This is a genomic window from Brevundimonas sp. (genome assembly GCF_965279155.1).
Classification (GTDB): Bacteria; Pseudomonadota; Alphaproteobacteria; order Caulobacterales; family Caulobacteraceae; genus Brevundimonas.
Genome location: NZ_OZ257138.1, coordinates 2,733,250 through 2,760,141 on the forward strand (window position 1 = coordinate 2,733,250; position 26,892 = coordinate 2,760,141).

At 66.7% G+C, this 26,892-nt stretch carries 32 protein-coding genes and 1 other annotated feature; of the genes, 20 read left to right on the forward strand and 12 right to left on the reverse strand.

Going from position 1 to position 26,892, the window contains the following annotated elements:
- Window positions 1-26 precede the first annotated feature (26 nt).
- From ACQY72_RS13065 to ACQY72_RS13080, 4 genes are all read left to right on the forward strand, one after another.
- On the forward strand, window positions 27-1,319 hold the full coding sequence (locus ACQY72_RS13065) for a surface lipoprotein assembly modifier (RefSeq protein ID WP_428154052.1): 1,293 nt from the start codon (window positions 27-29) through the stop codon (window positions 1,317-1,319).
- Window positions 1,320-1,413: 94 nt separating this feature from the next.
- A complete protein-coding gene (locus ACQY72_RS13070; RefSeq protein WP_428154054.1) occupies window positions 1,414-1,821 on the forward strand; it encodes a hypothetical protein in 408 nt (135 codons plus the stop codon).
- On the forward strand, window positions 1,818-2,018 hold the full coding sequence (locus tag ACQY72_RS13075; RefSeq protein ID WP_039244155.1) for a helix-turn-helix transcriptional regulator: 201 nt from the start codon (window positions 1,818-1,820) through the stop codon (window positions 2,016-2,018). Before ACQY72_RS13070 ends, ACQY72_RS13075 begins: the two co-directional genes overlap by 4 nt.
- Window positions 2,019-2,055: 37 nt before the next feature.
- Window positions 2,056-3,009, forward strand: a complete 954-nt coding sequence (locus ACQY72_RS13080) for an alpha/beta fold hydrolase (protein ID WP_428154055.1) — start codon at window positions 2,056-2,058, stop codon at window positions 3,007-3,009.
- Window positions 3,010-3,027: 18 nt separating this feature from the next.
- On the opposite strand, the gene ACQY72_RS13085 is transcribed toward ACQY72_RS13080, so the two are convergent.
- The 6 genes from ACQY72_RS13085 to ACQY72_RS13110 all read right to left on the reverse strand — a co-directional run bounded on the left by ACQY72_RS13085 (window position 3,028) and on the right by ACQY72_RS13110 (window position 7,081).
- Window positions 3,028-3,240, reverse strand: a complete 213-nt coding sequence (locus tag ACQY72_RS13085) for a hypothetical protein (protein ID WP_428154056.1) — start codon at window positions 3,238-3,240, stop codon at window positions 3,028-3,030.
- Window positions 3,240-4,067: a DUF3298 and DUF4163 domain-containing protein gene (locus tag ACQY72_RS13090; protein ID WP_428154058.1), complete on the reverse strand. Its 828-nt coding sequence runs from the start codon at window positions 4,065-4,067 to the stop codon at window positions 3,240-3,242. The genes ACQY72_RS13085 and ACQY72_RS13090 overlap by 1 nt, the downstream gene beginning before the upstream one ends.
- A gap of 14 nt (window positions 4,068-4,081) precedes the next feature.
- Window positions 4,082-5,110 carry a UbiA family prenyltransferase gene (locus ACQY72_RS13095; protein WP_428154059.1) on the reverse strand — a complete coding sequence of 343 codons (1,029 nt, stop codon included), beginning with the start codon at window positions 5,108-5,110 and terminating at the stop codon, window positions 4,082-4,084.
- Between the two features lie 251 nt (window positions 5,111-5,361).
- Entirely contained in the window at window positions 5,362-6,144 is a 783-nt protein-coding gene (locus tag ACQY72_RS13100) for a GIN domain-containing protein (protein WP_428154060.1), read from the reverse strand.
- Entirely contained in the window at window positions 6,141-6,740 is a 600-nt protein-coding gene (locus ACQY72_RS13105; RefSeq protein ID WP_428154061.1) for a DUF1700 domain-containing protein, read from the reverse strand. The genes ACQY72_RS13100 and ACQY72_RS13105 overlap by 4 nt, the downstream gene beginning before the upstream one ends.
- Window positions 6,737-7,081, reverse strand: coding sequence for a PadR family transcriptional regulator (locus ACQY72_RS13110; RefSeq protein WP_159846234.1), 345 nt, complete (start codon window positions 7,079-7,081; stop codon window positions 6,737-6,739). The genes ACQY72_RS13105 and ACQY72_RS13110 overlap by 4 nt, the downstream gene beginning before the upstream one ends.
- 254 nt (window positions 7,082-7,335) lie before the next feature.
- Here ACQY72_RS13110 and coxB point away from each other — a divergent pair, with 254 nt between their 5' ends.
- The 11 genes from coxB to ACQY72_RS13165 all read left to right on the forward strand — a co-directional run bounded on the left by coxB (window position 7,336) and on the right by ACQY72_RS13165 (window position 16,680).
- Complete coding sequence (gene coxB, locus ACQY72_RS13115; protein ID WP_428156711.1) at window positions 7,336-8,349, forward strand: cytochrome c oxidase subunit II; 1,014 nt, start codon at window positions 7,336-7,338, stop codon at window positions 8,347-8,349.
- Window positions 8,350-8,364: 15 nt separating this feature from the next.
- Window positions 8,365-10,050, forward strand: a complete 1,686-nt coding sequence (gene ctaD / locus ACQY72_RS13120; protein WP_428154062.1) for a cytochrome c oxidase subunit I — start codon at window positions 8,365-8,367, stop codon at window positions 10,048-10,050.
- Window positions 10,051-10,202: 152 nt separating this feature from the next.
- A complete protein-coding gene (gene cyoE / locus ACQY72_RS13125) occupies window positions 10,203-11,180 on the forward strand; it encodes a heme o synthase (protein ID WP_428154063.1) in 978 nt (325 codons plus the stop codon).
- A 4-nt stretch (window positions 11,181-11,184) separates the two neighbouring features.
- Window positions 11,185-11,358 (forward strand): hypothetical protein, encoded by a 174-nt coding sequence (locus ACQY72_RS13130; protein WP_346494853.1) that lies wholly within the window; start codon window positions 11,185-11,187, stop codon window positions 11,356-11,358.
- On the forward strand, window positions 11,355-11,891 hold the full coding sequence (locus tag ACQY72_RS13135; protein WP_428154064.1) for a cytochrome c oxidase assembly protein: 537 nt from the start codon (window positions 11,355-11,357) through the stop codon (window positions 11,889-11,891). The genes ACQY72_RS13130 and ACQY72_RS13135 overlap by 4 nt, the downstream gene beginning before the upstream one ends.
- Window positions 11,888-12,328 (forward strand): NUDIX domain-containing protein, encoded by a 441-nt coding sequence (locus ACQY72_RS13140; RefSeq protein ID WP_428154065.1) that lies wholly within the window; start codon window positions 11,888-11,890, stop codon window positions 12,326-12,328. The genes ACQY72_RS13135 and ACQY72_RS13140 overlap by 4 nt, the downstream gene beginning before the upstream one ends.
- Window positions 12,329-12,599: 271 nt before the next feature.
- Window positions 12,600-13,508 (forward strand): cytochrome c oxidase subunit 3, encoded by a 909-nt coding sequence (locus tag ACQY72_RS13145; protein ID WP_428154067.1) that lies wholly within the window; start codon window positions 12,600-12,602, stop codon window positions 13,506-13,508.
- Window positions 13,505-13,906 carry a DUF983 domain-containing protein gene (locus tag ACQY72_RS13150; RefSeq protein ID WP_428154068.1) on the forward strand — a complete coding sequence of 134 codons (402 nt, stop codon included), beginning with the start codon at window positions 13,505-13,507 and terminating at the stop codon, window positions 13,904-13,906. The genes ACQY72_RS13145 and ACQY72_RS13150 overlap by 4 nt, the downstream gene beginning before the upstream one ends.
- Window positions 13,903-14,643, forward strand: a complete 741-nt coding sequence (locus tag ACQY72_RS13155) for an SURF1 family protein (protein WP_428154069.1) — start codon at window positions 13,903-13,905, stop codon at window positions 14,641-14,643. The genes ACQY72_RS13150 and ACQY72_RS13155 overlap by 4 nt, the downstream gene beginning before the upstream one ends.
- A 55-nt stretch (window positions 14,644-14,698) precedes the next feature.
- Window positions 14,699-15,913 carry a M16 family metallopeptidase gene (locus ACQY72_RS13160; RefSeq protein ID WP_428154070.1) on the forward strand — a complete coding sequence of 405 codons (1,215 nt, stop codon included), beginning with the start codon at window positions 14,699-14,701 and terminating at the stop codon, window positions 15,911-15,913.
- Between the two features lie 212 nt (window positions 15,914-16,125).
- Window positions 16,126-16,680: an NADPH-dependent FMN reductase gene (locus ACQY72_RS13165; RefSeq protein ID WP_428154071.1), complete on the forward strand. Its 555-nt coding sequence runs from the start codon at window positions 16,126-16,128 to the stop codon at window positions 16,678-16,680.
- A gap of 62 nt (window positions 16,681-16,742) precedes the next feature.
- On the opposite strand, the gene ACQY72_RS13170 is transcribed toward ACQY72_RS13165, so the two are convergent.
- Window positions 16,743-17,621, reverse strand: a complete 879-nt coding sequence (locus ACQY72_RS13170; protein WP_428154072.1) for an SDR family oxidoreductase — start codon at window positions 17,619-17,621, stop codon at window positions 16,743-16,745.
- A gap of 94 nt (window positions 17,622-17,715) precedes the next feature.
- Between ACQY72_RS13170 and ACQY72_RS13175 the strand changes: the two genes are divergently transcribed.
- From ACQY72_RS13175 to ACQY72_RS13185, 3 genes are all read left to right on the forward strand, one after another.
- Window positions 17,716-18,084, forward strand: coding sequence for a winged helix-turn-helix transcriptional regulator (locus ACQY72_RS13175; protein ID WP_428154074.1), 369 nt, complete (start codon window positions 17,716-17,718; stop codon window positions 18,082-18,084).
- A gap of 78 nt (window positions 18,085-18,162) precedes the next feature.
- The gene (locus ACQY72_RS13180; RefSeq protein WP_428154075.1) at window positions 18,163-18,582 is read left to right on the forward strand and encodes a BLUF domain-containing protein; all 420 of its coding nucleotides are present in this window, start codon (window positions 18,163-18,165) and stop codon (window positions 18,580-18,582) included.
- A gap of 254 nt (window positions 18,583-18,836) precedes the next feature.
- Window positions 18,837-19,679, forward strand: coding sequence for an alpha/beta hydrolase family protein (locus tag ACQY72_RS13185; RefSeq protein ID WP_428154077.1), 843 nt, complete (start codon window positions 18,837-18,839; stop codon window positions 19,677-19,679).
- A gap of 576 nt (window positions 19,680-20,255) precedes the next feature.
- On the opposite strand, the gene ACQY72_RS13190 is transcribed toward ACQY72_RS13185, so the two are convergent.
- Window positions 20,256-20,468 carry a cold-shock protein gene (locus ACQY72_RS13190; RefSeq protein WP_008260410.1) on the reverse strand — a complete coding sequence of 71 codons (213 nt, stop codon included), beginning with the start codon at window positions 20,466-20,468 and terminating at the stop codon, window positions 20,256-20,258.
- A gap of 237 nt (window positions 20,469-20,705) precedes the next feature.
- On the opposite strand from ACQY72_RS13190, the gene ACQY72_RS13195 reads away from it, so the two are divergent.
- On the forward strand, window positions 20,706-20,933 hold the full coding sequence (locus ACQY72_RS13195) for a hypothetical protein (protein ID WP_428154079.1): 228 nt from the start codon (window positions 20,706-20,708) through the stop codon (window positions 20,931-20,933).
- A gap of 7 nt (window positions 20,934-20,940) precedes the next feature.
- Here ACQY72_RS13195 and ACQY72_RS13200 read toward each other — a convergent pair whose 3' ends face one another.
- The 4 genes from ACQY72_RS13200 to ACQY72_RS13215 all read right to left on the reverse strand — a co-directional run bounded on the left by ACQY72_RS13200 (window position 20,941) and on the right by ACQY72_RS13215 (window position 26,218).
- Window positions 20,941-22,425 (reverse strand): SulP family inorganic anion transporter, encoded by a 1,485-nt coding sequence (locus ACQY72_RS13200; protein ID WP_428154080.1) that lies wholly within the window; start codon window positions 22,423-22,425, stop codon window positions 20,941-20,943.
- A 54-nt stretch (window positions 22,426-22,479) separates the two neighbouring features.
- Window positions 22,480-22,543: a sequence feature (sul1 is cis-regulatory element that is thought to sense ions involved in sulfur or methionine metabolism; They are found in Alphaproteobacteria), on the reverse strand.
- Window positions 22,544-22,592: 49 nt separating this feature from the next.
- Window positions 22,593-23,786 (reverse strand): DUF1501 domain-containing protein, encoded by a 1,194-nt coding sequence (locus ACQY72_RS13205; protein ID WP_428154081.1) that lies wholly within the window; start codon window positions 23,784-23,786, stop codon window positions 22,593-22,595.
- Window positions 23,783-25,291 carry a DUF1800 domain-containing protein gene (locus ACQY72_RS13210; protein WP_428154082.1) on the reverse strand — a complete coding sequence of 503 codons (1,509 nt, stop codon included), beginning with the start codon at window positions 25,289-25,291 and terminating at the stop codon, window positions 23,783-23,785. Before ACQY72_RS13210 ends, ACQY72_RS13205 begins: the two co-directional genes overlap by 4 nt.
- Window positions 25,292-25,381: 90 nt before the next feature.
- Window positions 25,382-26,218: a metal-dependent hydrolase gene (locus tag ACQY72_RS13215; RefSeq protein WP_428154083.1), complete on the reverse strand. Its 837-nt coding sequence runs from the start codon at window positions 26,216-26,218 to the stop codon at window positions 25,382-25,384.
- Between the two features lie 65 nt (window positions 26,219-26,283).
- Between ACQY72_RS13215 and ACQY72_RS13220 the strand changes: the two genes are divergently transcribed.
- Entirely contained in the window at window positions 26,284-26,871 is a 588-nt protein-coding gene (locus ACQY72_RS13220) for a TetR/AcrR family transcriptional regulator (RefSeq protein ID WP_245159315.1), read from the forward strand.
- Window positions 26,872-26,892: the final 21 nt, after the last annotated feature.

A 26,892-nucleotide genomic window follows, 5' to 3' on the forward strand; every position in this document is an offset into this window, starting at 1 on the left:
GGTGCGGCCTGTGGCGGGGGGTCGCCATGGGCGCGTGCCTGGCCTTGCTGGCGGGCGTGGACGCCCAGGCGCAGGAAGCCATCGAGGGACTGAGCGCGGCGCAGCTGTTCGACCTGGCGGACGCGCGCCGAGACGCGGGAAGCGCCGATGACGCCCTGGCTCTGTATGACGCCTTGGCCAGAGATCCCGACGCCGACGTCCGGGCCGAGGCGCGCTATCGCAAGGGGCTGACGCTGGCCGATCTGTGGCGGTTCTCCGACGCTGCGGTGGCGTTTCGCGCCCTGCTGGACGAGAAGCCGGATGTGATCGCCGCGCGGCTGGAGTTGGCGCGCATGCTGGCCGCCCTGGGCCGGGAATCTGAGGCGCGACGGGAGTTGCGTCAGGCCCAGGCGGCGGGCATTCCGCCCGACGCCGCGCCGATGGTCGAGCGGTTCGCAGCGGCCTTGCGTTCGCAGAAGCGGTTCGGCGGCTCGATCGAGCTGGCCCTGGCGCCGGACAGCAACATCAACCGCGCCACCCAGGCCCGCACCTTGGACACCATCATCGCGCCCTTGACCCTGTCGGAGGACGCACGCGCGCAATCCGGCCTGGGTGGCCGCGCGGTCGGACAGGCCTTCGCAAAGCTCCGTCTGAACGATCGGATTTCGCTGCTGCCGCGTTTTGCGGGCCTCGCCAATGTCTATGGTGACGACCGATTCAACGACATCTCGGCCTCGGCCCTGCTGGGGGTGGAGTGGCGGGGCGATGCGGACAAGGTGAGCCCCTCGGTGGGACAGACCTATCGCTGGTTCGGGGGTGAAAGCTACGCGCGCACGCGGACCGCGACCGTGGACTGGGTCCACGCCGTTGACGCCCGATCGCAGCTGGTGACCTCAGGCAGCGCCAGCAAGGCGCGATACGAGAAGAACGCGCTGCAGGACGGGGCAATCTACGATCTGTCGCTGTCGTATGAACGGGCGTTGAGCGCGGCGACGGGGCTGTCGTTGGCGACCTCCGTCACGCGACAGACGGCCAATGATCCGGGCTATGCGACCTGGGCCGGCGGGGTCACGGTCGCAGGCTGGCGCGAAACCCGATGGGGCACGATCTACGCCTCGGGCGGGGCGCGGCGAACCGAGGGCGATGAACGGCTGTTCCTGTTTCCCGAGCGCCGGCGCGAGTGGCTGCTGACCGCGCGAGCAGGGATGACGATGCGGGCGGTTTCCTGGGCGGGTTTCGCGCCGACCGTCAGGGTCAGTTTCGAGGACAACGAATCCACCGTTGGCATCTATGATTACAGTCGCGTCGCAGCGGAAATCGGGGTGGTGCGAGCCTTCTAGGCGGTCCTACTCGATGTTAGCCAAGCCTGACAAAAGGTCAGGTTGACATGACATTAGCGTGGTGTAAGGTTGTCGTTACATAAGGAGACCCAAGATGTTTGCTGCCTGGAAAAGCGGAACGCCCGCGCATCGGCGTTATATCATTCGCACGATGGCGTTTTCCGTGCCCTATGTCGCGATCTGCATATCGATGATGACGACCGACGCGTTCGATCAGGTCGTGGGGACGCCGGCGGCGTGGGGACTGGCGGCGGTGCTGTCGGCGCCGGTGATCGGTCAGATCTGGGCGACCTTGGCGCTGATGCGCGAAAGCGACGAGTTCGTGCGGGGCGTGACCGCCAAACAGTTCATCGTGGCGGCGGGCCTGGCGATGGCCGTGGCGACTTTCTGGGGCTTTGGCGAGAGTTTCGCCGAGGCGCCGCATATGCAGACCTGGCTGATCGTGCCGGTGTTCTGGGCGATGTATGGCGTCGTGTCGCCCTTCATAAAGACCAGCCGATGAAGAACCGTTTGAAGCTTCTGCGGGTCGAGCGCGGCTGGACCCAGGAACAGATGGGTCAGGCGCTGGGGGTGTCGCGCCAGGCGGTGATCGCCCTGGAGACCGAGCGGCACGATCCGTCGCTGGACCTGGCCTATCGGATCGCCGCCGTGTTCGAACGGCCGGTCGAAGAGATATTCGAGAACCCCCACGCGGGCTGACCGAAAAGTCAGAATAACCTTACAATTGGAGACTGTGATGTCGAACTTCATTCGCCCTTGCCGGGGCGTCTTCGCCCCGCCACGCCTTGCCGTCATCCTCGGCGTTCTGATCGCCTGCGCCGTTGCGAACGATCAGGCGCGGGCCGAGCCTCAGACGAGCCGCGCGGTTCCTGCGGCCGCCGCTCCCTTCGTCTCGGACCGGCTGTCGGTCGAGGTGGTCGGGGCGGGGCCTGACGTGATCCTGATCCCCGGCCTGGCCTCGTCTCGCGAGGTGTGGCGGACGACGGCGGATCGGCTGAAGGCGACGCGCCGGGTGCATCTGGTGCAGCTGGCCGGGTTCGCCGGCGAGGCGTGGGCGCATGGCGACGGGGCCTTCGTCCAGCCAGAGGTCGAAGAGTTGGCGCGCTATATCCGCGAGGCCGGACTGGATCGGCCGGCGGTGATCGGCCATTCGATGGGCGGGTTGAGCGGCCTGCTGCTGGCGCAGCAGCATCCCGAACTGGTCGGACGGCTGATGACGGTGGATTCCCTGCCCTTCTACAGCGCCATGTACGGGCCGACTGCCACGGCCGAGAGCGCGCGACCCTTTGCGGACCGGGCGGCGGGAATGATCCTGAACGCCGACGACGCCGACTTCCGCACCCAGCAGGAGGCGACGGCCAAGGCGCTGTCGCGGACGCCGGCCGAACAGGCGCGGATCGTCGACTGGTCGCTGGCCAGCGACCGGCACGCCGTGGCCTCGGCGCTGAAGGACGTGATGACCACGGATGCGCGGCCGGGGCTGGCGGCCATGACGACGCCGGTGACGGCGATCTACGCCTCTGATGCGGACGGCGGCGCGCCGGCGGCGATGGCCGACGGGATGTGGGGGCGGGAGTATTCGGCCCTGCCGGGGGTGACGCTGGTGCGGGTGGATGGGTCGCGGCACTTCATCATGGCCGACCAGCCGGAGCGGTTCGCCGAACTGGTGGAGGCGTTCCTGGCGAAGTGAGCTACCAAGATTACCGCATCAAAGCGGCGAGGATTCTTCCTTCAGCGCTTGGCCCACGGCGTCCTCGAAGAATTCTCTCATCGCAGGATCGCTTGATCGTCCAGAAGGACCCGGAATCATTGAGCTGAGAAGACTTTCAATGTCCTGCGAATTACCCCCGTCGCGAATGTAGTATTCGCGAATGAAAATGAAGGCGGCCTCATAGGCGATCTTGACGGAAATCTCGGTCATCAGCCGTTCTTCGGCGTCACGTCGCCGGCCTTGGCGGGGGCGCCGTCGAACTGGTCGGCGTAGGCGGGGTTGAGCAGGGCGCGGAAGGCGCTCTGCGGCAGGGCGATCCAGTAGGGGCCGTCCGAATAGGGGCCGATCTGATACGGCCCCATCAGGAAGGTGACGCCGCCCGCCTTGCCCGGCGTCGTGCCAGGGGTCAGGACAAACGGGGTCGAGACGGCCTTGGGGCAGGTCCACATCTTGCCGTCCAGGGTGGCGGTTTCAGACCCCGGCGAGCGGGCCTGTTTGGCGGCGTTGGCGGCCGCGCACAGGGCCTTGTCCAGCACCGACAGGTCGGCGCCCGGCCGGAACAGGTCGGCGAAGCCCAGCCGTTTGTTGGTCGTCTTGTCCCAGATCACGGCGTCGAAACTGGTGTTGGGATGCGCGCCGCCGGTGAACTCGAAGTTCGTGCGGGCCAGGCTGACCAGTTTGGCGGTCTCGGCGCCGGGGGCGAAGGCGATGGTCTTCTCATAGGGGTTGGGGCCGCCGCCGGCCTCGCTGAGATCGGCCTGGGCGCCTTCTTCGAACTGCTTCAGGTCGCGCACCATGTCGGCATAGAGGGCGGCGTGCAGGGCGGGCGTGGTCTTGACCGCCTGGGGCAGGGTCAGTTTGACGGTGGCGTAGGGGGTCTTGCTGTCATAGCCGACCGGGGTGTTGGACACAGGCGCGGCGACGGCGGCGGGCGTCGCCTTGGCCGGGGCCTGGGTCTTGTCCTCCTTGCGCTGGCAGGCGGCCAGGGTGGCGGCGACGGCGACCGACAACAGCAGGATACGGGCGGCGTGAGGCATGAGAGGCTCCTTCATCAAACCAGGGATCCGAGCGCGATGGCGGCCAGCAGGACGAAGCCGGCCTCGCGGTTGGACTTGAACAGTTTCAGCGCCAGGGCGCCGTCGTTGCGGTCGAGGCGGACGACCTGACGCGCCAGATGGGCGGCATAGGCGACCAGGCCTAGCCAGAACAGCGGACCCAGGCCGGCGGCCATTCCGGTCAGGGCGGCCAGTATCACCGTCAGAACATAGAAGACCGCAACGCCCGGCCGCACGGCCGAGGCCAGACGGCGGGCCGAGGACTTCACGCCGATCATGGCGTCGTCCTCGATGTCTTGCAGCGCATAGAGGGTGTCGTAGCCCAGGGTCCAGAAGACGCCGCCGAGGTAGAGCAGGATGGCGGGGACATAGGCCTGCCAGGCCAGGGCGATGGCATGGCCGCTGTCGCTGCTCGGGGACCACAGGAAGGGGCGGAACTCGCCGGCGATGTCGGCGGGCAGCAGGAGCGCCGCAGCCGCCAGCGGCAGGGCGGCGGCGAACCCCATCAGGGCCCCCCAGTTGAAGGTCAGGCCCAGCCAGGCCTGCGGCCACCAGGTGATCCGCTTCATGAAGGGATAGGCCGCGACCAGGGCCAGCGACCCGACGCCCAACAGGATGGCGACGGTCGGCAGGGTCAGCAGGATCAAAAGGCTGATCAGGCTGCACGCCACCACGAAGGCCCAGGCCTGTTTGACGCTGATCCGGCCCGACGGAATGGGGCGCTGGGCGGTGCGGGCGACCTGGGCGTCGAAGTCGCGATCGACGATGTCGTTGAAGGCGCAGCCCGCCGCCCGCATCAGACAGGCGCCGATGGCGAAGCCGACGAACAGCCACAGGTCATACAGGCCCGGCGGTTGCCGATACTGGGCCAGGGCCAGTGCGATCCCCTGCCAGCCGGGCAGCAGCAGCAGCCAGATGCCGATGGGCCGGTCGAACCGCCCAAGCTTCAGCCAGGGCTTCAGCCCCTCCGGCGCATGCCGATCGACCCAGTTGGCGCCGGCGTCGGGAAGGGGGGCGAAAGTCATGCGGGTGACTTAGCGGGAATGGGGCGGGGGGTGAAGGGCGGAGAAATATCCTTCTCCCGGTGGGAGAAGGTGGCCCGGAGGGCGGGATGAGGGCCGGGCGGTGGGCCAGTTCGCACCATTCGACCCTCACCCTTTCGCGCCAGAACGACGGCTGCGCCGTCGTGCGCTCAAGCCCTCTCCCAACGGGAGAGGGAAGAAAAAAAGGGGGCTGGATGGATCCAGCCCCCTTCGGTTCGACGACGTCGCGTCGATCAGTCCTGATAGACCTCGCCGGAGCCGGTGACGGTGCTGTTCACATTGGCGGCGCGGGTGGCCAGGGCGACGTCGCCGGAGCCGGCGATGACGACCTTGACCTGGCCCGTCGGGGCGATGCGGGCGTCGCCGGAGCCGGCGATGTCCACCGAGGCGTCGCGGGTCGTCAGGTCGCCGAGGGAGGCGTCGCCCGAGCCGGCGATCTCCACCTTCAGATCGTCTGTGCGACCCGAGGCCGTAACCTCGGCCGAGCCGGCGATGTCCACCGCCAGCGACGGCTGGTCATAGGCGTTGATCAGCAGGTCGCCCGAACCGTTGGCGTTGAACCGGTTCACTTTCGGCGCGGTGACCACGACCTTCAGCTCGTCACGCTCGGAGCGGGCGGAAAAGTTACCCTTGTCCCAGCCGAACACGACCCGTTCGTCGCCGTCGCCCAGGTCCAGCCGGCCGTCGACCAGGCGGACCCGGTCGGTCAGACCCTTGGGCCCGGTGATCACGACGGTGTTCGCGTCGCCCTGGATGTATTCGACGTCGATGCTGGAATCGACGGTCAGGCTCTCGCCGCCGGTCCAGGCGAGGGTGCGGGTGGTGAGGGGGCCGAGGTCGTCGGTCCCGCCGCCCTTGACCCGCTCGAAGCGGACGCTTTCGCCGTTGTCGTCCTTGAAAGTCCAGGCCCAGCCGTGGCGCTGGAGGTCGTGGCCGCCGATGGCGAGGGCGCCGCCGACGGTGACCAGGCACAGCACCAGGGCGGCGCCGGCGATGATGAACAATGTGCGGATCATGCCGAAACTCCCGAGGTCGAGGTGGGTTGGACGGGCGAAGACTCCAGCGCTGGCTTCAGCAGGCGATAGTGCAGGCGGGCGAACCAGACGACGCCGTTGACCAGCCAGATGGTGAAGATGGCCAAGAGGGCGCCGATGAAGACGGAGCCGGCCATCAGGCCCAGACCCATCAGGATCGCCGCGAACGGACCGCCGGGGAAGCCGGCGAAGGGCCCGGCGACCATGATCACGCCGCCGCAGATGAACAGGGCGATGGCGGCGATGAAGAAGCCGAACACGGTCCCGACCACGCCCATCAGCAGGGGCAGAAGGATCAGAATGTCGAGCGCCCCCAGGCCCAGGACCGCGAAGACGGCGGCGGCGGCGGCGGAGGGGTTCTTCTCCTGATGCCAGCGCTGGATGCCGGCCTCGGCCTTAAGCTCGCGGGCCAGGCGGATCGGATCGCCCAGGGCGGTTGCGACCTCGGCCTCGGTCCGGCCGGCGGCGATGCCGTCGTCGAAATGGGTCTGATAGTCGGCGATGATGTCGTTGGCGGTCGCGGTCGGCAGGCCGACGAGGCCTTCCTTCAGACGATCGATGAACTCGGCGCGCGTCATTGTGCGGCTCCCTGATCGGCGTCGTTCGCCACGATGGCGTCGACGGCCTTGGTGAAGGCGGACCATTCGGCAGTCTGGGCGGCGAGGGCCCCCCGGCCCGCTTCGGTCAGTCGGTAGTATTTGCGCGAAGGCCCGGCGGAGGATTCGACCAGATAGGTCTCCACCTGTCCGTCCGACTGCATGCGGCGCATCAGGGGGTAGATGGTTCCTTCCCCCATATCGATCGCGTCCGACAGGCGGCTGGCGATCTCGTAGGCGTAGCTGTCCGCCCGGTTCAGAAGCGCCAGGACGCACAGTCCAAGCACTCCCTTCTTCAGCTGTATCTCGATGGTTTCAGGCACCTCGGCTCTCCTGTTGATGTCCATTGACTACGGCAAGGTATCTTGTGACGCAAGGTAGCTGGCGAAACATGACAGCGATTTAATCGAGGCGAGTTGGAGGCGGCTTTGCGGCCTGTGTGGCGTTGATCGCTTGGCAAGCCGAAAGCGATCCGATAGGTGACCGAGATCGCCGGGCGTGGGAATCGCGCCAGCGTGATCTCTTGCGAGCCATTCGCAAGTATCTGCTGCAAAACGGTTTTATGGGGAAGTCTCGTATGGGGATGGGCAAGCGAGCCCTAGGGACGCTCAAAGGGGCTTCGGCTTCTGCGTCTTCGATCGTTCTGGGCGCCGGACTGGCGATGTTCGCCGCGTCGCCGACGTGGGCGCAGGACCTGATGGGCCAGCCGACGCCGGGCGGCATCGGCTTGCAGCCGGCTGCGTCGCCGCTGAAGCACGATGCGCACTTCTTCCACGACGTGATCCTGATGCCGATCATCACGGCCATCACCCTGTTGGTGCTGGGCCTGCTGGCCTGGATCGTGTTCCGCTACAACAAGAAGTCCAATCCGACGCCCGCGCGCTGGAGCCACAACACCACGGTCGAGATCATCTGGACCGTGCTGCCGGTGGTGATCCTGGTCTTCATCTCCCTGTTCTCGTTCCGCCTGCTGTTCGCCTATCACGACATGCCGACGCCGGACGTGACGGTGAAGGTGACCGGCAACCAGTGGAACTGGGCCTATGAGTACCCGGACCAGGGCGTCGCCGAATACATCTCCAACATGCTCCCGGAAGAGGAAGCCAAGGCCAAGGGCGTGCCGTATCGCCTGGCCGCGACCGAGCCGATGGTCGTGCCGGTCGGCAAGACCGTGCAACTGGTCATCACCGCCTCCGACGTCATCCACGCCGTCGCCCTGCCGGCGTTCGGCCTGAAGACCGACGCCGTTCCAGGCCGGATCAACACCACCTGGTTCAAGGCCGAGCGCACCGGCGTCTTCTATGGCCAGTGCTCGGAACTGTGCGGCGTCGACCACGCCTTCATGCCGCTGGAAATCCGGGTCGTGACCCAGGCCCAGTTCGAACAGTGGATCGCCTCCAAGGGCGGATCGATGACCCCCAAGGTCGCCGAGCCCGCGCCGGCCGCCGCCGCTCCGGCTGCCGCGACCTCCGAGACGCCCGCCGCCGGCGAAGCCGCCGCGACCCCGGAGGCGGGCGCAACCGCCCCCGTTGGCGCTCCTGCCGCCCAACCCGTTCCCGCCGCGGCGCCCGCCGCGCCGGCCGCCCAGTAAGAGGCGAACAGACATATGGCTGACGCTACCGTAACCCGCGACGCGACCGACCTCGGTCACGCTCACGACCACCATCATCACGACGACCACAAGGTGGGCTTCTTCACCCGCTGGTTCCTGTCCACCAATCACAAGGACATCGGCACCCTGTATCTGATGTTCGCCATCATGGCGGGCATCGTGGGCGGGGCCCTGTCGGGTCTGATCCGCTGGGAACTGGCCGAGCCGGGCATCCAGATCTTCCGCGAAGGCTCGTCGATCCAGCTGCTGGGTCTCGTGGAGCAGTCCAAGCACGGCTACAATGCCGTGGTCACGGCCCACGCCCTGATCATGATCTTCTTCATGGTCATGCCCGCCATGATCGGCGGCTTCGGCAACTGGTTCGTGCCGATCATGATCGGCGCGCCGGACATGGCCTTCCCGCGCATGAACAACATCTCGTTCTGGCTGCTGGTCGCGGCCTGGTGTCTGTTGATCCTGTCGATGTTCGTCGACGGGGGACCGGGCAAGGGCTTCGGCGGGGGCTGGACGGCCTATCCGCCGCTGTCGACCACGGGCCACGTGGGGCCGGCCTTCGACCTGGCCATTTTCGCCCTGCACGTCGCGGGCGCCAGCTCGATCCTGGGCGCGATCAACTTCATCACCACCATCCTGAACATGCGCGCGCCGGGCATGACGATCCACCGGATGCCGCTGTTCGCCTGGTCGGTGCTGATCACCGCCTTCCTCCTGCTGCTGAGCCTGCCCGTTCTGGCCGGCGCCATCACCATGCTGCTGACGGATCGCAACTTCGGCACCCACTTCTTCGATCCCGCCGGCGGCGGCGATCCGGTCATGTACCAGCACCTGTTCTGGTTCTTCGGCCACCCGGAAGTGTACATCCTGATCCTGCCGGGCTTCGGCATCATCAGCCACATCGTCTCGACCTTCAGCCGCAAGCCAGTGTTCGGCTATCTGGCCATGGCCTACGCCATGGTGGCCATCGGCTTCGTCGGCTTCATCGTGTGGGCGCACCACATGTACACGGTCGGCATGAGCATCAATCTGCGCGCCTATTTCATCGCCGCCACCATGATCATCGCGGTGCCGACGGGCGTGAAGATCTTCAGCTGGATCGCCACCATGTGGGGCGGGTCAATCAGCTTCAAGACGCCCATGCTGTGGGCGATCGGCTTCATCTTCCTGTTCACCGTCGGCGGCGTGACCGGCGTGGTCCTGTCCAACGCCGGCATCGATTACAGCCTGCACGACACCTATTACGTGGTGGCCCACTTCCACTACGTCCTGTCGCTGGGCGCCGTCTTCGCCATCTTCGCGGGCTTCTACTACTGGTTCGAGAAGATGTTCGGCGTGAAGTACAACGAGTTCCTGGGCGCGACCCACTTCTGGATCATGTTCGTGGGCGTGAACCTGGTGTTCTTCCCGCAGCACTTCCTGGGTCTGCAGGGCATGCCGCGCCGCTACATCGACTATCCCGAGGCGTTCACCCTGTGGAACCACGTGTCGTCGGTCGGCTATGCGATCACGGCCTTCGGCGTGCTGGTCTTCCTGATCATGCTGGCCGAGGCGGCGATCCGTCGTCGTCCGGGCGTCGCCAACCCGTGGGGCGAAGGCGCCACGACCCTGGAGTGGACCCTGTCCTCGCCGCCGCCGACGCACCAGTTCAACGAACTGCCTGTGATCAAGGAAGAAGAACACTAAACCCCTCCCGTCACCCTCGGGCTTGTCCCGAGGGCCCAAGGCGGAAGCGGACTCAAAAGACTGCGAAGGGCCTCGGGCGGAATGTTCGAGGCCCTTTTCGTATCGTGGATGTGTGGACCCTCGGGACAAGCCCGAGGGTGACGGTGTAGAAGATGACCATCGTGACCCCGACTGACCTCAACACACCCGCCATCTCGACCGCCCAGCCGGAGGATTTCTTCCAGCTGTTGAAGCCACGCGTGATGTCGCTGGTGGTGTTCACCGCCGCGACAGGCCTGGTGGTGGCGCCGGGGTCGATCAATCCGCTGGTCGCGGCCATCGCCGTGCTGTGCATCGCCGTGGGCGCGGGCGCGGCCGGCGCGCTGAACATGGCGCTGGAAGGCGAGACCGACGCCCTGATGCGGCGCACGCGCGGCCGTCCGGTGGCGGCGGGGCGGGTCAAGAAGAACGACGCGATGGCGTTCGGCGTCATCCTGAGCCTGTTCTCGGTCATGCTGCTGGGGATGAACACCAACTGGCTGGCGGCGGGTCTGCTGGCCATGACCATCGTCTATTACGCCGGCTTCTACACCCTGCTGCTGAAGCGTCGGACGCCCCAGAACATCGTCATCGGCGGGGCGGCGGGCGCCTTTCCGCCGGTGATCGGCTGGGCGGCGGCGACGGGCCAGGCGCCGTGGCAGGCCTGGCTGCTGTTCGCCATCATCTTCCTGTGGACTCCGCCGCACAGCTGGGCGCTGGCGCTCTATTCGGCCGGCGACTACGCCAAGGCGGGCATTCCGATGATGCCGGTGGCGCGCGGGGCGAAATCCACGCGGTTGCAGATCCTGCTCTACACCCTGGTGTTCGTGCCGGTCGCCATCGCGCCCGCCTTCGTGGGTCTGGGTGGCCTGATCTATCTGGTGGTTTCGGTCGCCGGCGGCGTGGGCTTCCTCGGCCTGGCGCTGCGCCTGTATCGCTCGCGCGCGGGCGACGAGCCCGACAAGGCCGAGGCCGTGGGACGCGAGGCCGCATTGTATGATGTGCGCGCCCAGGCCAAACCGGCGCGAGACCTGTTCGCCTTTTCCATCCTCTATCTGATGGCCCTGTTCTCGGCCCTTCTGGTCGAGGCCTTGTCCGGTCTGGGAGCGTAAAACCATGCGTCTGACGCCTGAGGAACTTCGCGCGCGCAAGCGCCGCAACGTCTGGATCGCGGCGGCCCTGGTCGCTTTCATCGTGCTGGTCTTCAGCACCACCGTCCTGCGGCTGCAGCAGAACCAGGCGAGCGAGCGGGCGCTGCTGGAGGCGGCGACGGGGACCACGGCGCAATGAACGCGAACCGCAAGAATCTGATCGCCATCATCTGCGTCTTCGGCGTGATGGGGATGACGGGCGCGGCGTTCGCGGCGGTGCCGCTGTACCGGATGTTCTGCCAGGTCACCGGCTTCGGCGGCACGACGATGAAGGCCGACAAGGCCTCGGACATCGTGCTGGACGAGACGGTGCTGGTGCGGTTCGACACCAATGTCCGCGGCCTGCCGATGACCTTCAAGGCCGAGCAGTCGACGCAGCGCGTGCGGATCGGCGAGACGGGCCTGGCCTATTTCGACGTGACCAACACCTCGGACAAGCCGCTGTTCGTGCGGGCCAGCTACAATGTCGAGCCGGAACAGACGGGGCAGTATTTCCTGAAGCTGCAATGCTTCTGCTTCACCGACCAGACGCTGGCGCCCGGCGAGACGCGCCAGTTCCCGATGCAATATTTCATCGCCCCCGAAATGGCCGCCGACCGCGAGGCCAAGGGCGTGCGCGACATCACCCTGAGCTACACCTTCTATCCGTCCCCGGACGCGCCCAAGGCGTGACGCCCCAAGCCAAGAAAGGTGGGCCGGGCGTCGATTTTCCCGGCGTCGGCTGCGGGCTGGTGATCCAGCGCGCCGATGGACGGGTGCTGCTGTGCAAGCGGCTCAAGGCGCCCGAGGCCGGGTTCTGGAACATCGTCGGCGGCAAGGTCGACCTGATGGAGCCCAGCATCGAGGCCGCCCGCCGCGAGGCCGAGGAAGAGAGCGGGCTCAAGATCGGCGCCGTCGATTTCCTGTGCCTGGCCGAAGAGATCATTCCCGCCGACGGCCAGCATTGGGTGTCGCTGATCTATGTCACGCGCGACTTCACCGGCGAGGCGACGCTGACCGAGCCGGACAAGCTGTCGGAGATCGGCTGGTTCGACCTGGTGGACCTGCCCCAGCCGCTGTCGGCCTTTTCCGCCAAGGCGTTCGCGGCGTTGAAGACATCCCACGCCTGAGTACAAAGTCACCGTCACTCTCGGGCTTGTCCCGAGAGCCTACGGCGGGTCTGACTCGAAGCCAGTCGTGAGCTCCGGTTTGTGCAACATCCGTGAGATAGGAGACGCATCCAGCGTGGGCCCTCGGGACAAGCCCGAGGGTGACGAGAAAAGATGTCGGCGTGTCCCAGCCTTGAACAAGGCCGAAAGGCGGCGCGGCTCTGGCGTCGGGGAAAGGGGGACGCTATAGCCGCTATAACAACCGACTCTGGCCGACGAAGAGACGCGATACATGGCTGACGCCCACGCCACTCCGCAGCACGACTATCATCTGGTGCCGCCCAGCCCCTGGCCGCTGCTGTCGTCCGTTGCGGCGACCATCATGTTCATCGGCGCGGTGATCTGGATGAAGGGTCTGGCCCCGGCGGACGGCGGCCCGATCGCCGCCAACTTCCTGGCAGAGGGCAAGCCGGGCGTCTTCTTCGCCGGTCTGGCCGGCGTGCTGATCTCGGCCTTCGGCTGGTGGGCGGACGTGATCAAGGAATCCAAGGCGGGCGACCATACGCCGGTCGTCTCCATCGGCCTGCGTTACGGCATGATCCTGTTCATCGCGTCGGAGGTGATGTTCTTCGTCGCCTTCTTCTGGATGTTCTTCGACATGGCCCTGTTCCATGAATCGCGGGCGTTGACGCCGGAAGTCGGGACCTGGGCCGACACCGCCAAGGCCTGGTCGACCTGGCCGCCCAAGGGCGTCGAGGTCCTGAGCCCCTGGCAGCTGCCGCTGCTGAACACCGTGACCCTGCTGCTGAGCGGCTGCACCGTCACCTGGGCGCACCACGCGATCCAGGTCGGCGACCGCAAGGGCGCCAAGATCGCCTTGGGCATCACCGTGGCGCTGGGCGTGATCTTCACGTGCGTTCAGGCCTATGAGTATCACCACATCCTGCACGAGCACCTGTTCTTCAACGAAGAGGCCGTGAACTCGGGCCTGTATGGTTCGATCTTCTTCATGGCGACGGGCTTCCACGGCTTCCACGTCCTGATCGGCACCATCTTCCTGGCGGTCTGCCTGATCCGCCTGCTGGCCGGCGACTTCACCCCGCAGAAGCATTTCGGCTTCGAGGCGGCGGCCTGGTACTGGCACTTCGTGGACGTGGTCTGGCTGTTCCTGTTCGCCTTCGTCTATGTCGTCTTCGGTTGATCCAAGACGGTCCTGAAGACCTCAAGACGGCGCGGGACGAGGGATCGTCCCGCGCCGTCGTCGTTTCCGACACGCCGGTCAGGGCGGCCTTGCGCGGGCGCTGTCCCCGGTGCGGTCAGGGCGCGCTGTTCGCGGGCTTTCTGAAGGTGGCGCCGGCCTGCGCGGTCTGCGGCCTGGATTATTCGACCATCCAGACGGGCGACGGCCCGGCCAGCTTCATCATGCAGATCGCCGGATTTATCGTCGGGTTCTCGGCCCTGTTCGTCGAAATTAAATTTCATCCGCCGATGTGGGTGCATCTGATCGTCTGGCTGCCTTTGGTCGTGGCCCTGTCGCTGGCCTTGATGCGGCCGGGACGGGGGCTGATGATCGGGCTGCAATACCGGAATCAGCGATGAAGCGTTTTCCCTGGATACTGACCGTGCTGACGGTCCTGGCCCTGATCCTGTTGATCGGCCTGGGCGTGTGGCAGGTCGAGCGGCTGAAGTGGAAGGAAGGCCTGATCGCGGCGGCCGATGCGGCGGCGGCGAAACCGCCTGCGCCGCTGGATCAGGTTCTGGGCGAGGGCGATCTGGAGTTCCGCAAGGCCTTGATCGTCTGTCCGGGCCTGGCCAGCGCGCCCTTCATCGAGCTTCAGTCCATTCATGACGGGGAGGCCGGCGTGCGGCTGATCTCGGCGTGCAAACCGGCAGGCGCGGACTTCAGCCTGCTGATCGACCGGGGCTTCGTCGGCGACGGGGTGACGGCGCGGCCGCGCGTGGTCGAGACCACCCTGCCGCTGGTGTTGGTCGGAGAGCTCCGCACCTTCGACAAGCCGGGCGCCATGAGCCCCGCACCGAGGGACGGCCGCTTCTACGCCCGCGACACCGCCGCCATGGCCAGGGCGCTGAACGTCACGGGTCCAGTGCGGCCGGAAGCCGTGTTCGCCGTCACCGCCGTCAATCCCGAGTTCCCGGCCCTGAGGCCGTCCGCGCCGCCTGCGGCCTTTTCGAACAACCATCTGGGCTATGCGATGACATGGTTCGGACTGGCGATCGCGCTGGTGGGTTTCTATGTGGCCCTGCTTCGGCGTCGAGCCAAGAAAGACGCTCCTCAAGCAGCCTCGCACCGCGTGCGAGGCGATAGGAAAGAATAAAGTCCTGACTTCCCTGCACACCCTGTCCAACGGCGTCCGCGTCATCTGCGACCCCATGCCGGGGCTCAAGACCCTGGCCGTCGTCGTCACCGTCAAGGGCGGGGCGCGGTGGGAGGCGGAGGATCGCTCGGGCTGGTCGCACCTGCTGGAACATCTGGTGTTCAAGGGCGCCGGCGACATGGCCGCGCGCGAGATCGTCGAACGGATCGAGGCCGAGGGCGGCACGATCAACGCCTCCACCGGATATGAGCGGACCAGTTTCGAGGTGCGGGGTCTGGACGGTTCGCTGCCGCTGGCGATGCAGGTGCTGTCGGACCTTGTGTTCCGCCCCACGCTGGACCCCGCCGAGATCGAGCGGGAAAAGGACGTGGTGGCCCAGGAGATCGCCGAGGCCTTCGACACGCCCGACGACCATGTGTTCGAGATGGTCCAGACCCGCGCCTTTACCGGACAGCCGCTGGGCCGGCCGATCCTGGGCTCCATCGCCAGCCTGAAGCCGGCGGAGAAGGCGACGGTCGAGGCCTGGCGCGCGCGGCTGTATTCGCCCGACCGGATGGTGGTGTCGGTGTCGGGCGCGGTGGAGGAGACCGAACTGCTGGCCCTGGCCGAGCGCTGGTTCGGCGATGCGGTGGCGACCCCGGTCGACGCCCCGGCCCCGGCGGCCTTCGTCGGCGGTCATGCCAAGCTGACGCGCAAGATCGAACAGGCCAATCTGGTGTTCCAACTGCCGGCCCTGTCGGCGACCGACCCGGCCCTGTCGGCCATGCGGCTGTTCGGCGAGATCCTGGGCGGCGGCATGGCCTCGCGCCTGTTCCAGAGCGCGCGAGAGGAGCGGGGTCTGGCCTACGCCATCGACGCCTATCAGGAGCCGTACGAGGACACCGGCGTGCTGGGTATCTACGCCGGGGCGGCGGCGGATCGGGCGAAGGAACTGGCCGAGGTGGCGGCGGGCGAGGTGCGGGCCATGGCCGAGACCGGCCCGACCGAAAAGGAACTGTCGCGGGCCAAGGCGGTGATGAAGGCCGGTCTGTGGATGTCGGACGAAAACCCGATGAGCCGGGCAGGCCGCAACGCCGCCCAGACCCTGATCTTCGGCGCGCCGCGCTCCAGCCTGTCGATGACCGAACAGCTGGAAGCTCAGACGGTTGAGGACGTTCGCGCGGTCGGCGGACGGTTGCTGGCGTCCGGTCAGGCGGCCAGCGCCGTGCTGGGGCCGAAGTCGGCCGGACCAGCAGGCGAGGCGTTCGCGGCGGCGCTGTTCGGGGGGTAAGCCCTCCACTCCCGTCACCCTCGGGCTCGTCCCAAGGGCCTACGGCGGATGTGTCGCTGATCTAAACCGCGTCTCGACAACAGCGGATCGTGCCTGATGAAAGGTGGGCCCTCGGGACGAGCCCGAGGGTGACGGAGTTGTATCTTCGGGGAACGTAGGGCGTCGGGATCGGTTATGCTGGCGCTTGAACCTGTCCAGCCCGGAGACTTCCCATGCCCGTCCGCGTCGCCCTGATCGTCGGAAGCCTGCGCGAAGGCGCCTATTCCCGCGCCATCGGCCTGGAGATGAAGGCCATCGCCGCGCCGGGGCTGGAACTTGAACTGATCGAGATCGGCGATCTGCCGCTCTATAATCCCGATCTGGAGACGGACAGCCCGCCGCCCGCCTGGGAACGGTTCCGCGAGGAGGTCGAGACCACGCAGGCCGTGCTGTTCGTCACGCCCGAATACAACCGCTCGATCCCCGGCGCCCTGAAGAACGCCCTGGACGTCGGCTCGCGCCCCTACGGCCACAGTATCTGGCAGGGCAAGCCCGCCGCCATCGTCAGCATCTCGCCCGGCGCCATCGGGGCCTTCGGCGCCAACCACCACCTGCGCCAGCCCCTGGTCTTCCTGAATATGCCCACGATGCAGCAGCCCGAGGCCTATATCGGCAACGTCGCCGACCTGCTGGACGACGACGGCAAGCTGAAGAAGGACGATACGAGGGCGTTCTTGAAGAGCTTCACGGATGCGTTCGCGGCGTGGATCGACAAGACGAAGGCTTGAAGCTTCCACTCTGGCGAAACGGCCAAGCCTGGGCGAGTAGCCACGGCTTGGCCGCACCTGGATCAGTGGCTGGTGAACGCGTCTCGGTATCTGCGCACCCAGTCCTCGAATGTGAGGGGCGTGATCGGCAACACCTCAAGCGAGGCCTGATGATCTACGTTGGACGTCATGATCTCGGGATGTGCAAAGACATTCGAGTAGTGTCGTACGATGGGTTCGGGGTCCATCTCCGGTGGGAACGTCCCAGCAAACTCCTGGGGCGGCATCGGGCGAAACGTGATGTCGCGGCCTAGCGCCTTGCCGAATCTTTCGGCGATTTCCGGACCGGTGAGATCCTCGGGCCCGCTGACGTCAACGACCATGCTCTCGCTGTCGGCGCGCTGAAAGGCGGCAACCGTGTAGGCAGCCGCATCCTGGTGGCTGATCCATTGGGTGCGAGCGACAGCGGGCATTGGATAGGCAAGCACGCCTGTGGCGGCGACCTGCCTTGCAATCTCCGGATTGAGGAAGTTCTCCATGTAAACCGTCGGCTGGAGGACGGTGAAAGGAACGCCGCTGGCTTGAAGGTCCGACATGATCAGGCGCCACTTGTCGATGGCCGGATTGCCGATGTCCTGCTCCAGAACCCGGCCTGCGACGTTCCAGACGATGCGCTGAACGCCTTGCTTTTTGGCGGCCTCGATCACGTTTCTCGCATGCGTGTGGGTTCCCGTGAAGAATCCCACCGTGAGGAAAACTCCCTCCTGCCCTTCGACTGCGGCCGCGACTGAGGCTGCGTCATCAAGATCGCCGACTAGGACTTCCGCGCCCAAGTTTGCGAGGTCTTCTGCCTTGACCGGGTCGCGCGCCAATACGCGGACCCTGAAGCCGGCGGCGAGAAGTTGTTCGGCGACCGCGTGGCCCTGAGGCCCGGTTGCTCCGATAACCAGGACGTTCTTCATCTCGTTCACTCCTTCGTGGGAGCGAGAGATATATGGATTGCCAAGATGATAGGTAGTACGCATAATTTTGCGTCATACTATGGAAAATCATACTATGGAGATTCAGGTGGAAGAGGACGTATCGCCGTGCTGCGCCCCCGATAGCTTGGACTGCCCGGTCGTGCGCGCCGTCGGCGCCATCGGCGGCAAGTGGAAGCTGCACATCGTTTATCACCTCATGGGAGGGGTGATGCGCTTCAGCGAACTGCATCGTGCAATCTCCGGCGTCACACAGCAGATGCTTACCGCACAGCTTCGGGAGTTGGAGGCTGACGGTGTCGTGTTGCGCACCGTCTACGCCCAGGTTCCGCCCAAGGTGGAATACTCCCTCACCCCGACCGGCAAAGAGATGCAACCGCTCATCGAAGGGTTGGTGGTATGGGGCCGCAAACTGCCGCGCATGTCGGATGCGGGGGCGCGCTGATGTTGTGCAGGGGCCCGGCCTCTGACTCGACTCTCTGCGGTGAAGGTGACCACGTCCCTGCATAGGGGGCGAAAGCCAATGGAATTGGAACGCTTGGCTTACGTCAGCCGCTCGACAGGGCCTGCGGAAGCGCTGATCGGCGTCTCCGACATCGTCGAACAGTCGGTTCGAAACAACCGGGCCAACAACATCATCGGAGCCCTGGCGTTCACGTCATCCCGCTTTGCCCAGGTTCTGGAAGGGTCGCACGGGTCGCTGGATGTTTTGGTGCTGAAGCTCGCGATGGATACGCGTCACTGCGACATGGTGATCGTGGATCGTGTGCCGATCCAGCATCGGCGCTTTGCCGACTGGGCCATGATCGCGCCGCGCTTCACGCCTCACGGGCAGGTCAGGCTGGTTGCGATCATCGACGATAGAACGCCCTCGATGACGGATCTGACCGAACTCCTGTTCGAAATGGTCGGCGAGCAGAAGGCCGAAAGCGGCCCGTACTGATCCATGCCTGGGCTGGCGTCCATTGGCGTCGCAGGGGGCCTTTGGCTCGGCACGCACGATTTTCTGAAAAACTGCACCGATGCTTTCGCGGCGTGGATCGACAAGACGAAGGGCTGAGCGGTGCGTAGCGCAGTCCATGAAATCCCTGTCATGAGCGAACGGTAAGCTGTGCCGTTTAGCCAGGCATGTCACTAGGCCCTGGACGGCTTCCGCTCCGCATTCGCGGCGTGGCGCTGAACAAGGACGGGGATGACATGAAGACTGTGATGATCGCGCTGGGCGCTGCGCTGCTGCCGGCTCTGGCCTTGGCGCAGGAAGCGCCGCGGGACGTGTCCATACCGTCTGGCGACGCCGCCATGTCGGCGCGGTTGTTGCAAGGCGTCGGCGAAGGCGCGCGCCCGGCCGTGGTTCTGTTCAACGGCTTCCCGGCCGGGCCGAACATCCCGCGCATCGCCACGGATCTGCAGAAGGCCGGCTATAGCGTCCTGCTGACCCAGTATCGCGGCACGGGAACCTCCGGCGGGTCCATCGGCCTGCAGCATTCGCGCGAGGACGGGGCGGCGGCCGTGGCCTGGCTGAAGACCGATCCCGCCAGTGGGGCGGACCCCGCGAAGATCGGCGTGATCGGCGTCAGCTATGGCGGCTGGGTCGCGTTGCAGACGGCGGCGGCGGATCACAGCGTGCGCTGCGCCGTGGCCCTGGTTCCCGCCGACATGGGCGTGATCGGCGCGCGTTGGGGCACGGACGCGGACTATCGCGCGGCCTGGAAGACGGATCTGGACAGTTTCGCCGCCGAACCCGAGACGACCCGTTTCGGTCCCGACGGCGTCGATGGCTTCATGACTGCGATCACGCGCGATGCGGCCACGTCCGGTCTGGCCCAACGCGCGCCCGACCTCGCGGATCGTCCGATCTTCGTCGCCGGCGGCCGCAAGGATCCGGCGGCGCCCTTTGCGGACCATTATGCGCCTCTGGTCGAGGCCCTGCGCGTCGCCAAGGCGCCGTTCGCTGCGCTGGAGTTCGACGGCGGTCACAATCCGTCCGAAGCCTCGGCCGCCGCGCAGAGCTTCATCGAACGGACCTGTTTCGGGCGCTGAGCGGGCGCTGTCGTCGAATAGGCATCCGCAGAGGGTCCGGGCTGTTCGGACAGCACATCGTCATTGGGGGATTTGTCAGCGCCTGATATCGAGGCAGTATTTCTTTGAAAGATCTATGAAGTCGCTCTTCGATTTCTGTCTTCGCGGCAAATATGCGTCGTCGATATCAAAGACATAAACGCAGGATGCCAGACGACTGACGGATTTTTATTTCCTCATATCCAAGTAAAATGGAACGAAATTCTTTCTAGAACGCTGATATGGGGAACAGCGTTATTGGACGCGAACCCATGTGCCTCTCTATCAAGATGAAGATCACTTTGACCATCAGGTTCTAGAACTCGGTGGCTTCCTGTCATCGTTGCTCGCAAGTCTGGGCGCGCACATGAAACGAAGAGATGAAGCCCGCCCAGCCCCGATGGCCGACCCCAAGGAAATTTGGACCGAGGATTGCACTGCCGGGCCTGCCGACCAATCTTTCGAAGACGAGCCCGAGCTAAAGGCGGCCTAGGCCCAGAATTGAAAACGGCGGCTCCATCAGGAGCCGCCGTCGCCATATCAGCTGTGAAGCTGAAATCAGCCGATGGTTTGCAGCTGGCCAGCGGATTCCTTGCCCGAACGCTTGTCGCGCTCCAGCTCATAGGAAACCTTTTGGTTTTCATCCAGGCCGCGCAGGCCAGCGCCTTCAACGGCCGAGATGTGGACGAAAACGTCCTTGCCGCCGTCGTCGGGTTGGATGAAGCCATAACCCTTGGTGGGGTTGAACCATTTAACAGTGCCGGTAGCCATTATAAGACCTCCGTTAGAAGTTGACCGAGGGAACGCCCCTGCGGCCTGTCGGGTCTGAATGGGAGCGGCCTTGACTCGTGCGTTCGCAGAGAGAGTGGGCGTTACGCAGAGAGATCGACGAGCTATATGTGCGCAGATATTTGTGACGGATGCAAGCGCGGGCGATGTGAAGGAAATTCAACGACCGGAACGGTTTAGCTTGGCGGACGTTATTAGGGGGCACGAAAGGCTCCCACCATGAACCGCACCCACGTCGTGGAGCGCGCCTACCAGCTCGCCCGTTCGCCCGATTGTCTGAACACCGGCGACGTCGTCAAGGCCTTGTCCGGCGAGGGCTATTCCGGCGCCGAAATCTCGCATTTCCAGGGCAGTTCGATCCGCGCCGACCTGAACCGCATCTGCAAGATGCCCAAGCCGGACGCTGTCGCCAACGCTGACGCGGAGCAGGCTTCGGACGCCGCCTGACCCCTGCTCAGTGCGCGCCGGCCCCGTCCGGCAAATGTATTTTCTCGAACCGCCCCACCCGCGTGACCAGGGTGCGGGCGGCGTCGTTCATGCCCACCACCTCGACCTGGGCGCCCTGGCGGCGATAGCGGAAGACGACCTTGTCCACCGCGGCGACGCCGGTCAGGTCCCACAGATGGGCGTCGCTGAGATCGATCTCGACGCGCCTGGGATGGCCGTGATGCTCGAAGCTGGCGGCGAACAGGTCGGCCGAGGCGAAGAACAGCTGGCCTGAGACGTGGTAGCGCAGCACGCCGTCCTCGGGCGTCTCGATCTCGGTGACCGTGATCGTCTTGCCGACCTTGCGCATGAAGAAGACCGCCGACAGCAGCACGCCCAGGATCACCCCCTTGGACAGGTCATGGGTGGCGACGACGGTGACTGTGGTGGCGATCATGACCACCGAAGACTGGAAGGGCAGGGTGCGCAGGTTCCGCACCGAGGACCAGTCGAACGTCCCGACCGAGACCATGATCATGACCGCGACCAGGGCCGCCATGGGAATCTGCGCGACCCAATCCTGAAGCACCAGCATCAGGAACAGCAGGAACAGACCGGCCCACAGGGTGGACAGCCGCCCGCGCGCGCCGGAGGTGACGTTGATCATCGACTGGCCGATCATGGCGCATCCGGCCATGCCGCCGAACAGGGGCGACAGGATGTTGGCGATGCCCTGACCGCGCGTCTCGCGATCCTTGTCCGACGGGGTGTCTGTGATGTCGTCGATCAGATTGGCGGTCAGCAGGCTTTCCAGCAAACCCACGAAGGCCAGGGTCGCCGAGATCGGGGCGATGATCGCCAGCGTCTCCCACGTCAGGGGAACGCCAGGCAGGTGGAACATGGGCAGGGTCGTGGGCATCTGGCCCATGTCGCCGACGGTGCGCACGTCCAGTTTCAGCACGATCACCACCGCGCTGATGGCGACGATGGCGACCAGGGGCGAGGGCACGGCCTTGGTGATGCGGGGGAAGCCGTAGATGACGACCAGGGCGGCTGCGACCAGAGCGTAGGTGATCCAGCCCCTGCCGATCAGTTCGGGCATCTGGGCCAGGAAGATCAGGATCGCCAGGGAGTTGACGAAGCCGGTCATGACGCTGCGGCTGACGAACTTGATGTAGCGGCCCAGTTTCAGCAGGCCGATGACGATCTGGAACACCCCGCACAGGACGGAGGCGGCGAACAGATATTCGAGGCCGTGGTCGCGAACCAGCGTGACCATCAGCAGGGCCATGGCCCCGGTGGCGGCCGAGATCATGGCCGGGCGCCCGCCGACGAAGGCGATGGTCACGGCGATAACCACGCTGGCGTACAGGCCGACGGCCGGATCGACGCCGGCGATGATGGAAAAGGCGATGGCTTCCGGGATAAGGGCCAGGGCCACGACGGTCCCGGCCAGCAGGTCGCGGCGAGGGTTGGCGAGCCATTGCTGGCGCGCGGAGGCGATGATGGACATTTCAGGATTTCATCTGGATGAGCCGCGCCCGACAGTTCGGTTTCAAGGCGGTTCGGTTTCCCAGCGGATCGGCGGCGGGGATAGCCACCCGTCGCCTGCGAACAGGGCCGGGTCCAAGGTGATGGCGTCCTGATGCGATGTTGCGCCGCGAAAAGCAAGCGTGGCGGCTAGGCCAGGCCCTCCAGCACCGGGGCCTCGGCAGCGCTGCCGGGGAAGACGCGGCCGTCCAGGGCGGCGCGGTCGACGCCCAGGTGGTCGCGCAGCACGCCCTTGAACACCGAACGGATGTCCATCGTCGGCGCCAGGTCGCGGTTCTCGAACAGACGGTTGTCGGCCAGGGTCGGCCAGTCGCCTATGGGGCCGCCGCGCCTGATCGCACCGCCCGCCAGCAACAGCGACGATCCGGTGCCGTGGTCGGTGCCTTGCGTGCCGTTGGCGCGGGCGGTGCGGCCGAACTCGGTGGCGACGACGACGACGGTGCGCGACCATGTCTCGCCCAGCCCGTCCTTCAGACCCGTGACCAGTTGATCCAGGCCAGTCAGCCGGGTTTGAAGCTGCGCGCGCTGGCCCGCATGGGTGTCCCAGCCGTCCAGGGAGACGGCGACGATGTCGGCCCCTTCGGCGCCGGACATCAGCCGGGCGACGGCGCGTCCCAGGTCCAGGACGTCGTTGCGGCGCAGGCGGCCGTCCTCGCCGTCCATGTTCTGCCCCCGGCCGACCAGTTCCTCGGTCGCCAGGCCGCGCGCCAGGTTCTGACCCAGCATCGGATCCTCGACGTAGAGGTCCTGAAGCAGGGAAGCAATGCGGTCGCCGCCGCGCACCTGACCGCCGGGCGCCCAGCTTGAAACGGGGGCGTCGCCGCGCAGGATCAACGGCGTCTGGGCGCCGATCGACAGGCCCTTCAGCGACGCGCCGCCCGCCGCCACGATGGCGCGGTTCAGCCAGCCGTCGGTCTGTTGACGCAGACCCTCGCCGCCATTTTCCAGCACGTCCTGGGCGTCGAAGTGGGAGCGGATGCGGACGGGCAGGGCCACGGCCGGGGCGAACCGCATCTGCCCGGCGCCATACAGGTCGTGCAGGCCGGCGAGCGCGGGGTGCAGGCCGAAACCTTCGCCCAGCGCCAGGGCGCCGTTCGCCTCGCCAGGGGCGGGGATGGCCAGCCCGGCGCGCAACGGGACGTAGTTGGGATCGCCATGGGGGACGGTGACGGACAGGCCGTCCATGGCGCCGCGCGCGATGACGACGACCAGCTTGTTGGCCGGGCCAGCGGTCTGGGCGCCGACCCGCCCGGCGAAGGCCAGGCCGACCCCGGCCGAGGCGGCGGCCAACAGATGACGGCGGTTCATATTGAGGGCGGTCATCGGCGTTGGAACTCCGGCGACATGAAGAGAAGGGTGAGGGCCTCGGGCCGGCTTTCGGCGCGGGCGACGGCGAGGCGGGTGCGGTCGCTGAGGCGCGCACCGAGGGCGGAGGTGGCGACGGCGTTCGGGTCCGCCGCCTGGGCCGCGTCGGCGGCGGTGCGCGACCAGTTCAGCCGTTTGACCAGGGCGTCGGGACCGGCCCAGTCGGCGGCCGCGTCGGGCCAGCCCTCGGGGGAGGGCGCCGCGAACGGCGGCTGGCCCATGTCCAGCAGGGCCTGACGCAGCGGCTGAATCCGCTCGGGTCGAGTTCCCACAGCGCGGTGGGTGGAGACGACGAACTCATACGGCGTCTTGATCTTGGCGGGCTGTGGCGTCCAGGTCTCGGGCGCCTCGACCAGGGCGCGGGCGACCTGGGCCAGGTCGCCGCCGGATCGGGTCCAGGCCTCTTCCAGGCGGGCGACCAGGGCCGGTGGCGGATCGTCGGCGACGAAATGGGCGGCGAGGCGGCGCGACAGGCGTTTGGCGGTCGCCGGATGTCGGGCCAGGTCGCGCAGGATGGCCTGACCCTGGGCCAAGCCTGACGCCGGATAGGTCTTGCCCATCACCGTGCGCGGACCCGGTTCATGGACATTGGCGCGGAAGACGAAGCCGTCGGGGCCGGGCTCGATCTGAGCGGCCATCGTGCGCGCGCGACGAGGGCGGGCGGTCTGGCGGTTGTCGCGCGCGGTGGGGATCGACCAGCCGGTCAGGGCGCGGGCCAGTTCGGTCACGTCGGCCTGAGTGTAGCCGCCATCGGCGCCGACGGTGTGCAGCTCCATCATCTCGCGGGCCAGGTTCTCGTTCAGCCCGGCGTTGCGGCGCGCGCCGGCCATGCTGTCGGGGCCGACCGAGCGGGCCTGATCCAGATACAGAAGCATGGCGGGATGCTGTTCGGCGGCCAAAACCAGATCCTCGAACCGGCCGAAGACGTGCGGGCGGATGGCCTCGCGCTCGTACTGGCCGACGAAGGCGCCGCTGGCGAACTTGACGGCCGAGACGGTGACGGCGTTGGCCCAGAACAGCGCCCACCGCTCGGCGAACCCGTCGTCGGTCGTGGCGCCCAGTTGGGCGCGGGCGAGGAATTCCTGCGCCGTGTCCTGGGTGATGTCGCGGCGGGCGGCCTGACGGGCCTCGCGCCGGGCGACGGCCCCAGGATCGGGATCGGGATCGGAGGCGGGCGCGGTCGGGACCCTGTCACCCGTCATGGACGCGGGTGCGGAGACGGCCTCGGGGGCTGTGCGTCGGTCACGACGGACCTGACCGGCGTCGCTCTGATAGTCGACATACTGGGCGACGCGCTGGGCGGTGTCGGCGAACTGGCCGGACGGCTGGGGCGCGCCCTGGGGCCGGATTTGGGCCGTGGCCCAGCCGCGCGGATCGGCGGCGACGCGTTCGATCTCGCCGGGCCTGGCGCCGAGACCCAAGCGGGTCAGGGCGATGGCGGCGTCGGTCGGTGATGAAGCCATGGCCTTCTCCTCGTCCGTCCCCGCAGAGTGTAACGCAGCCGGTGCGAAAACTCCGTCGCGAGATCGGATCAGAGGATCAGGCCGGCTGGGTCAGGCGGGCTGGGCCAGGCCTGCCTCGGCGTCGGCGATCAGGTCGCGGTCGTCCACCTGCCACGGGTGGAAGTCGGGTTTGTAGAAGGCGACATAGTCCCCGAGCATGCGGCGATACAGGCCCGGTTTCAGCCACAGCCAGCGGAACAGGCCCCAACGCGCTTTCCAGCCGACGATGCCGTCCTGTTTCAGCAGCATCAGGGTCGTCTCGCGCACCGTCCGGGTGAACAGCAGGGTGGTCAGGAACATGGCCCAGCGCCGCAACCGCCAGCGCTTCAGCGGGCTGAGGTCGCGGGTGGCGTGAAGGAAGACGTCATAGGCCACGCCCTTGTGCTCGATCTCCTCGATGGAGTGCCAGCGCCACAGGCGGGCCAGGTCGTGGGGCGAGCCCTTCAGCAGGTCCGGGTCGGCCAGAAGCCGATGGGCGAAGGCGGCGGTGAAATGCTCCAGCGCCATCGTCGCCGCCAGCTGGGCGATGGCCGGGCGGGCGCGGGCGAGATCCAGGCGGGCCGTGACATAGGCCTCGATCTCGGCGGTCTCGTAGCCGGCGCGGGCGGTGATGGCATTGAAGGCCATGTGTTCGCGCGTGTGGGCGCCTTCCTGAACGGTGAAGGCGCGGATGTCGGCGGCCAGGTTCGCGGGCGTATCCTTGGCGAACCGCTTGACCGACTGGATGAAGAACCGCTCGCCATCGGGGAAGGTCAGGCTGAGGGCGTTCATCACGGCCGTGCCGAACGGGTCGCCGTTCAGCCACCAGCGTGGCGTCGGGGCCTCGCGGTCGATATGCAGGTCGCGCGGCTTGATCTGGAGATCGGCGGGGGTGGCGGATTTCGCCATGGTTCTGCTCCTCGATGTCGAGAGGAATATGGAGTTAACTGACATCAATGTCAACTAATGGTCCGATGAAGCGCCGACGCGGGGCGGTGGCGCGCGAAGAGGCGCTGGAGGCGGCGCGCGACCTGCTGCTGTCCGGCGGCCCGGCGGCGGTGACGCTGAAGGCCGTGGGCGAGCGGATGGGCGTGGGCCACGCCAATCTGATCCACCATTTCGGCTCGGCCGCCGGGCTTCAGGGCGCGCTGATGGACGCGATGGTGCGCGATCTGGCCGAACGGATCGAGGCGGGCCTGAACGAAGGGTCGGGCGAGGGGCGCGAGGGCGTGGAGCCGGATCGGTTGATGACCGTCGTCTTCGACGCCTTCGGCAAGGGCGGGGCGTCGCAGATGGCGGCCTGGCTGGCCCTGGCGCGCGAACAGGGGCGGGCGGAAAGCTTCGGCGGGGTGGTGCGGGATTTAGCCGACCGGCTGGCGGCCATGGCGCCCGACGATCCCCGGGCGGCCGAACGGGCGCGGTCCCTGGTCATGACGGCGGCCTATATGGCCTTCGCCGAGGGGCTGATCGGCGACATCCTGACGCCGATGCTGGGCGCGCCCGAGGGCCTGGGGCGCGAGCTGGCGTTAAAGCTGACGGCGACCGTCTTGGCGGAACCGTGAGTTCAGGCCACAATCCTCCTG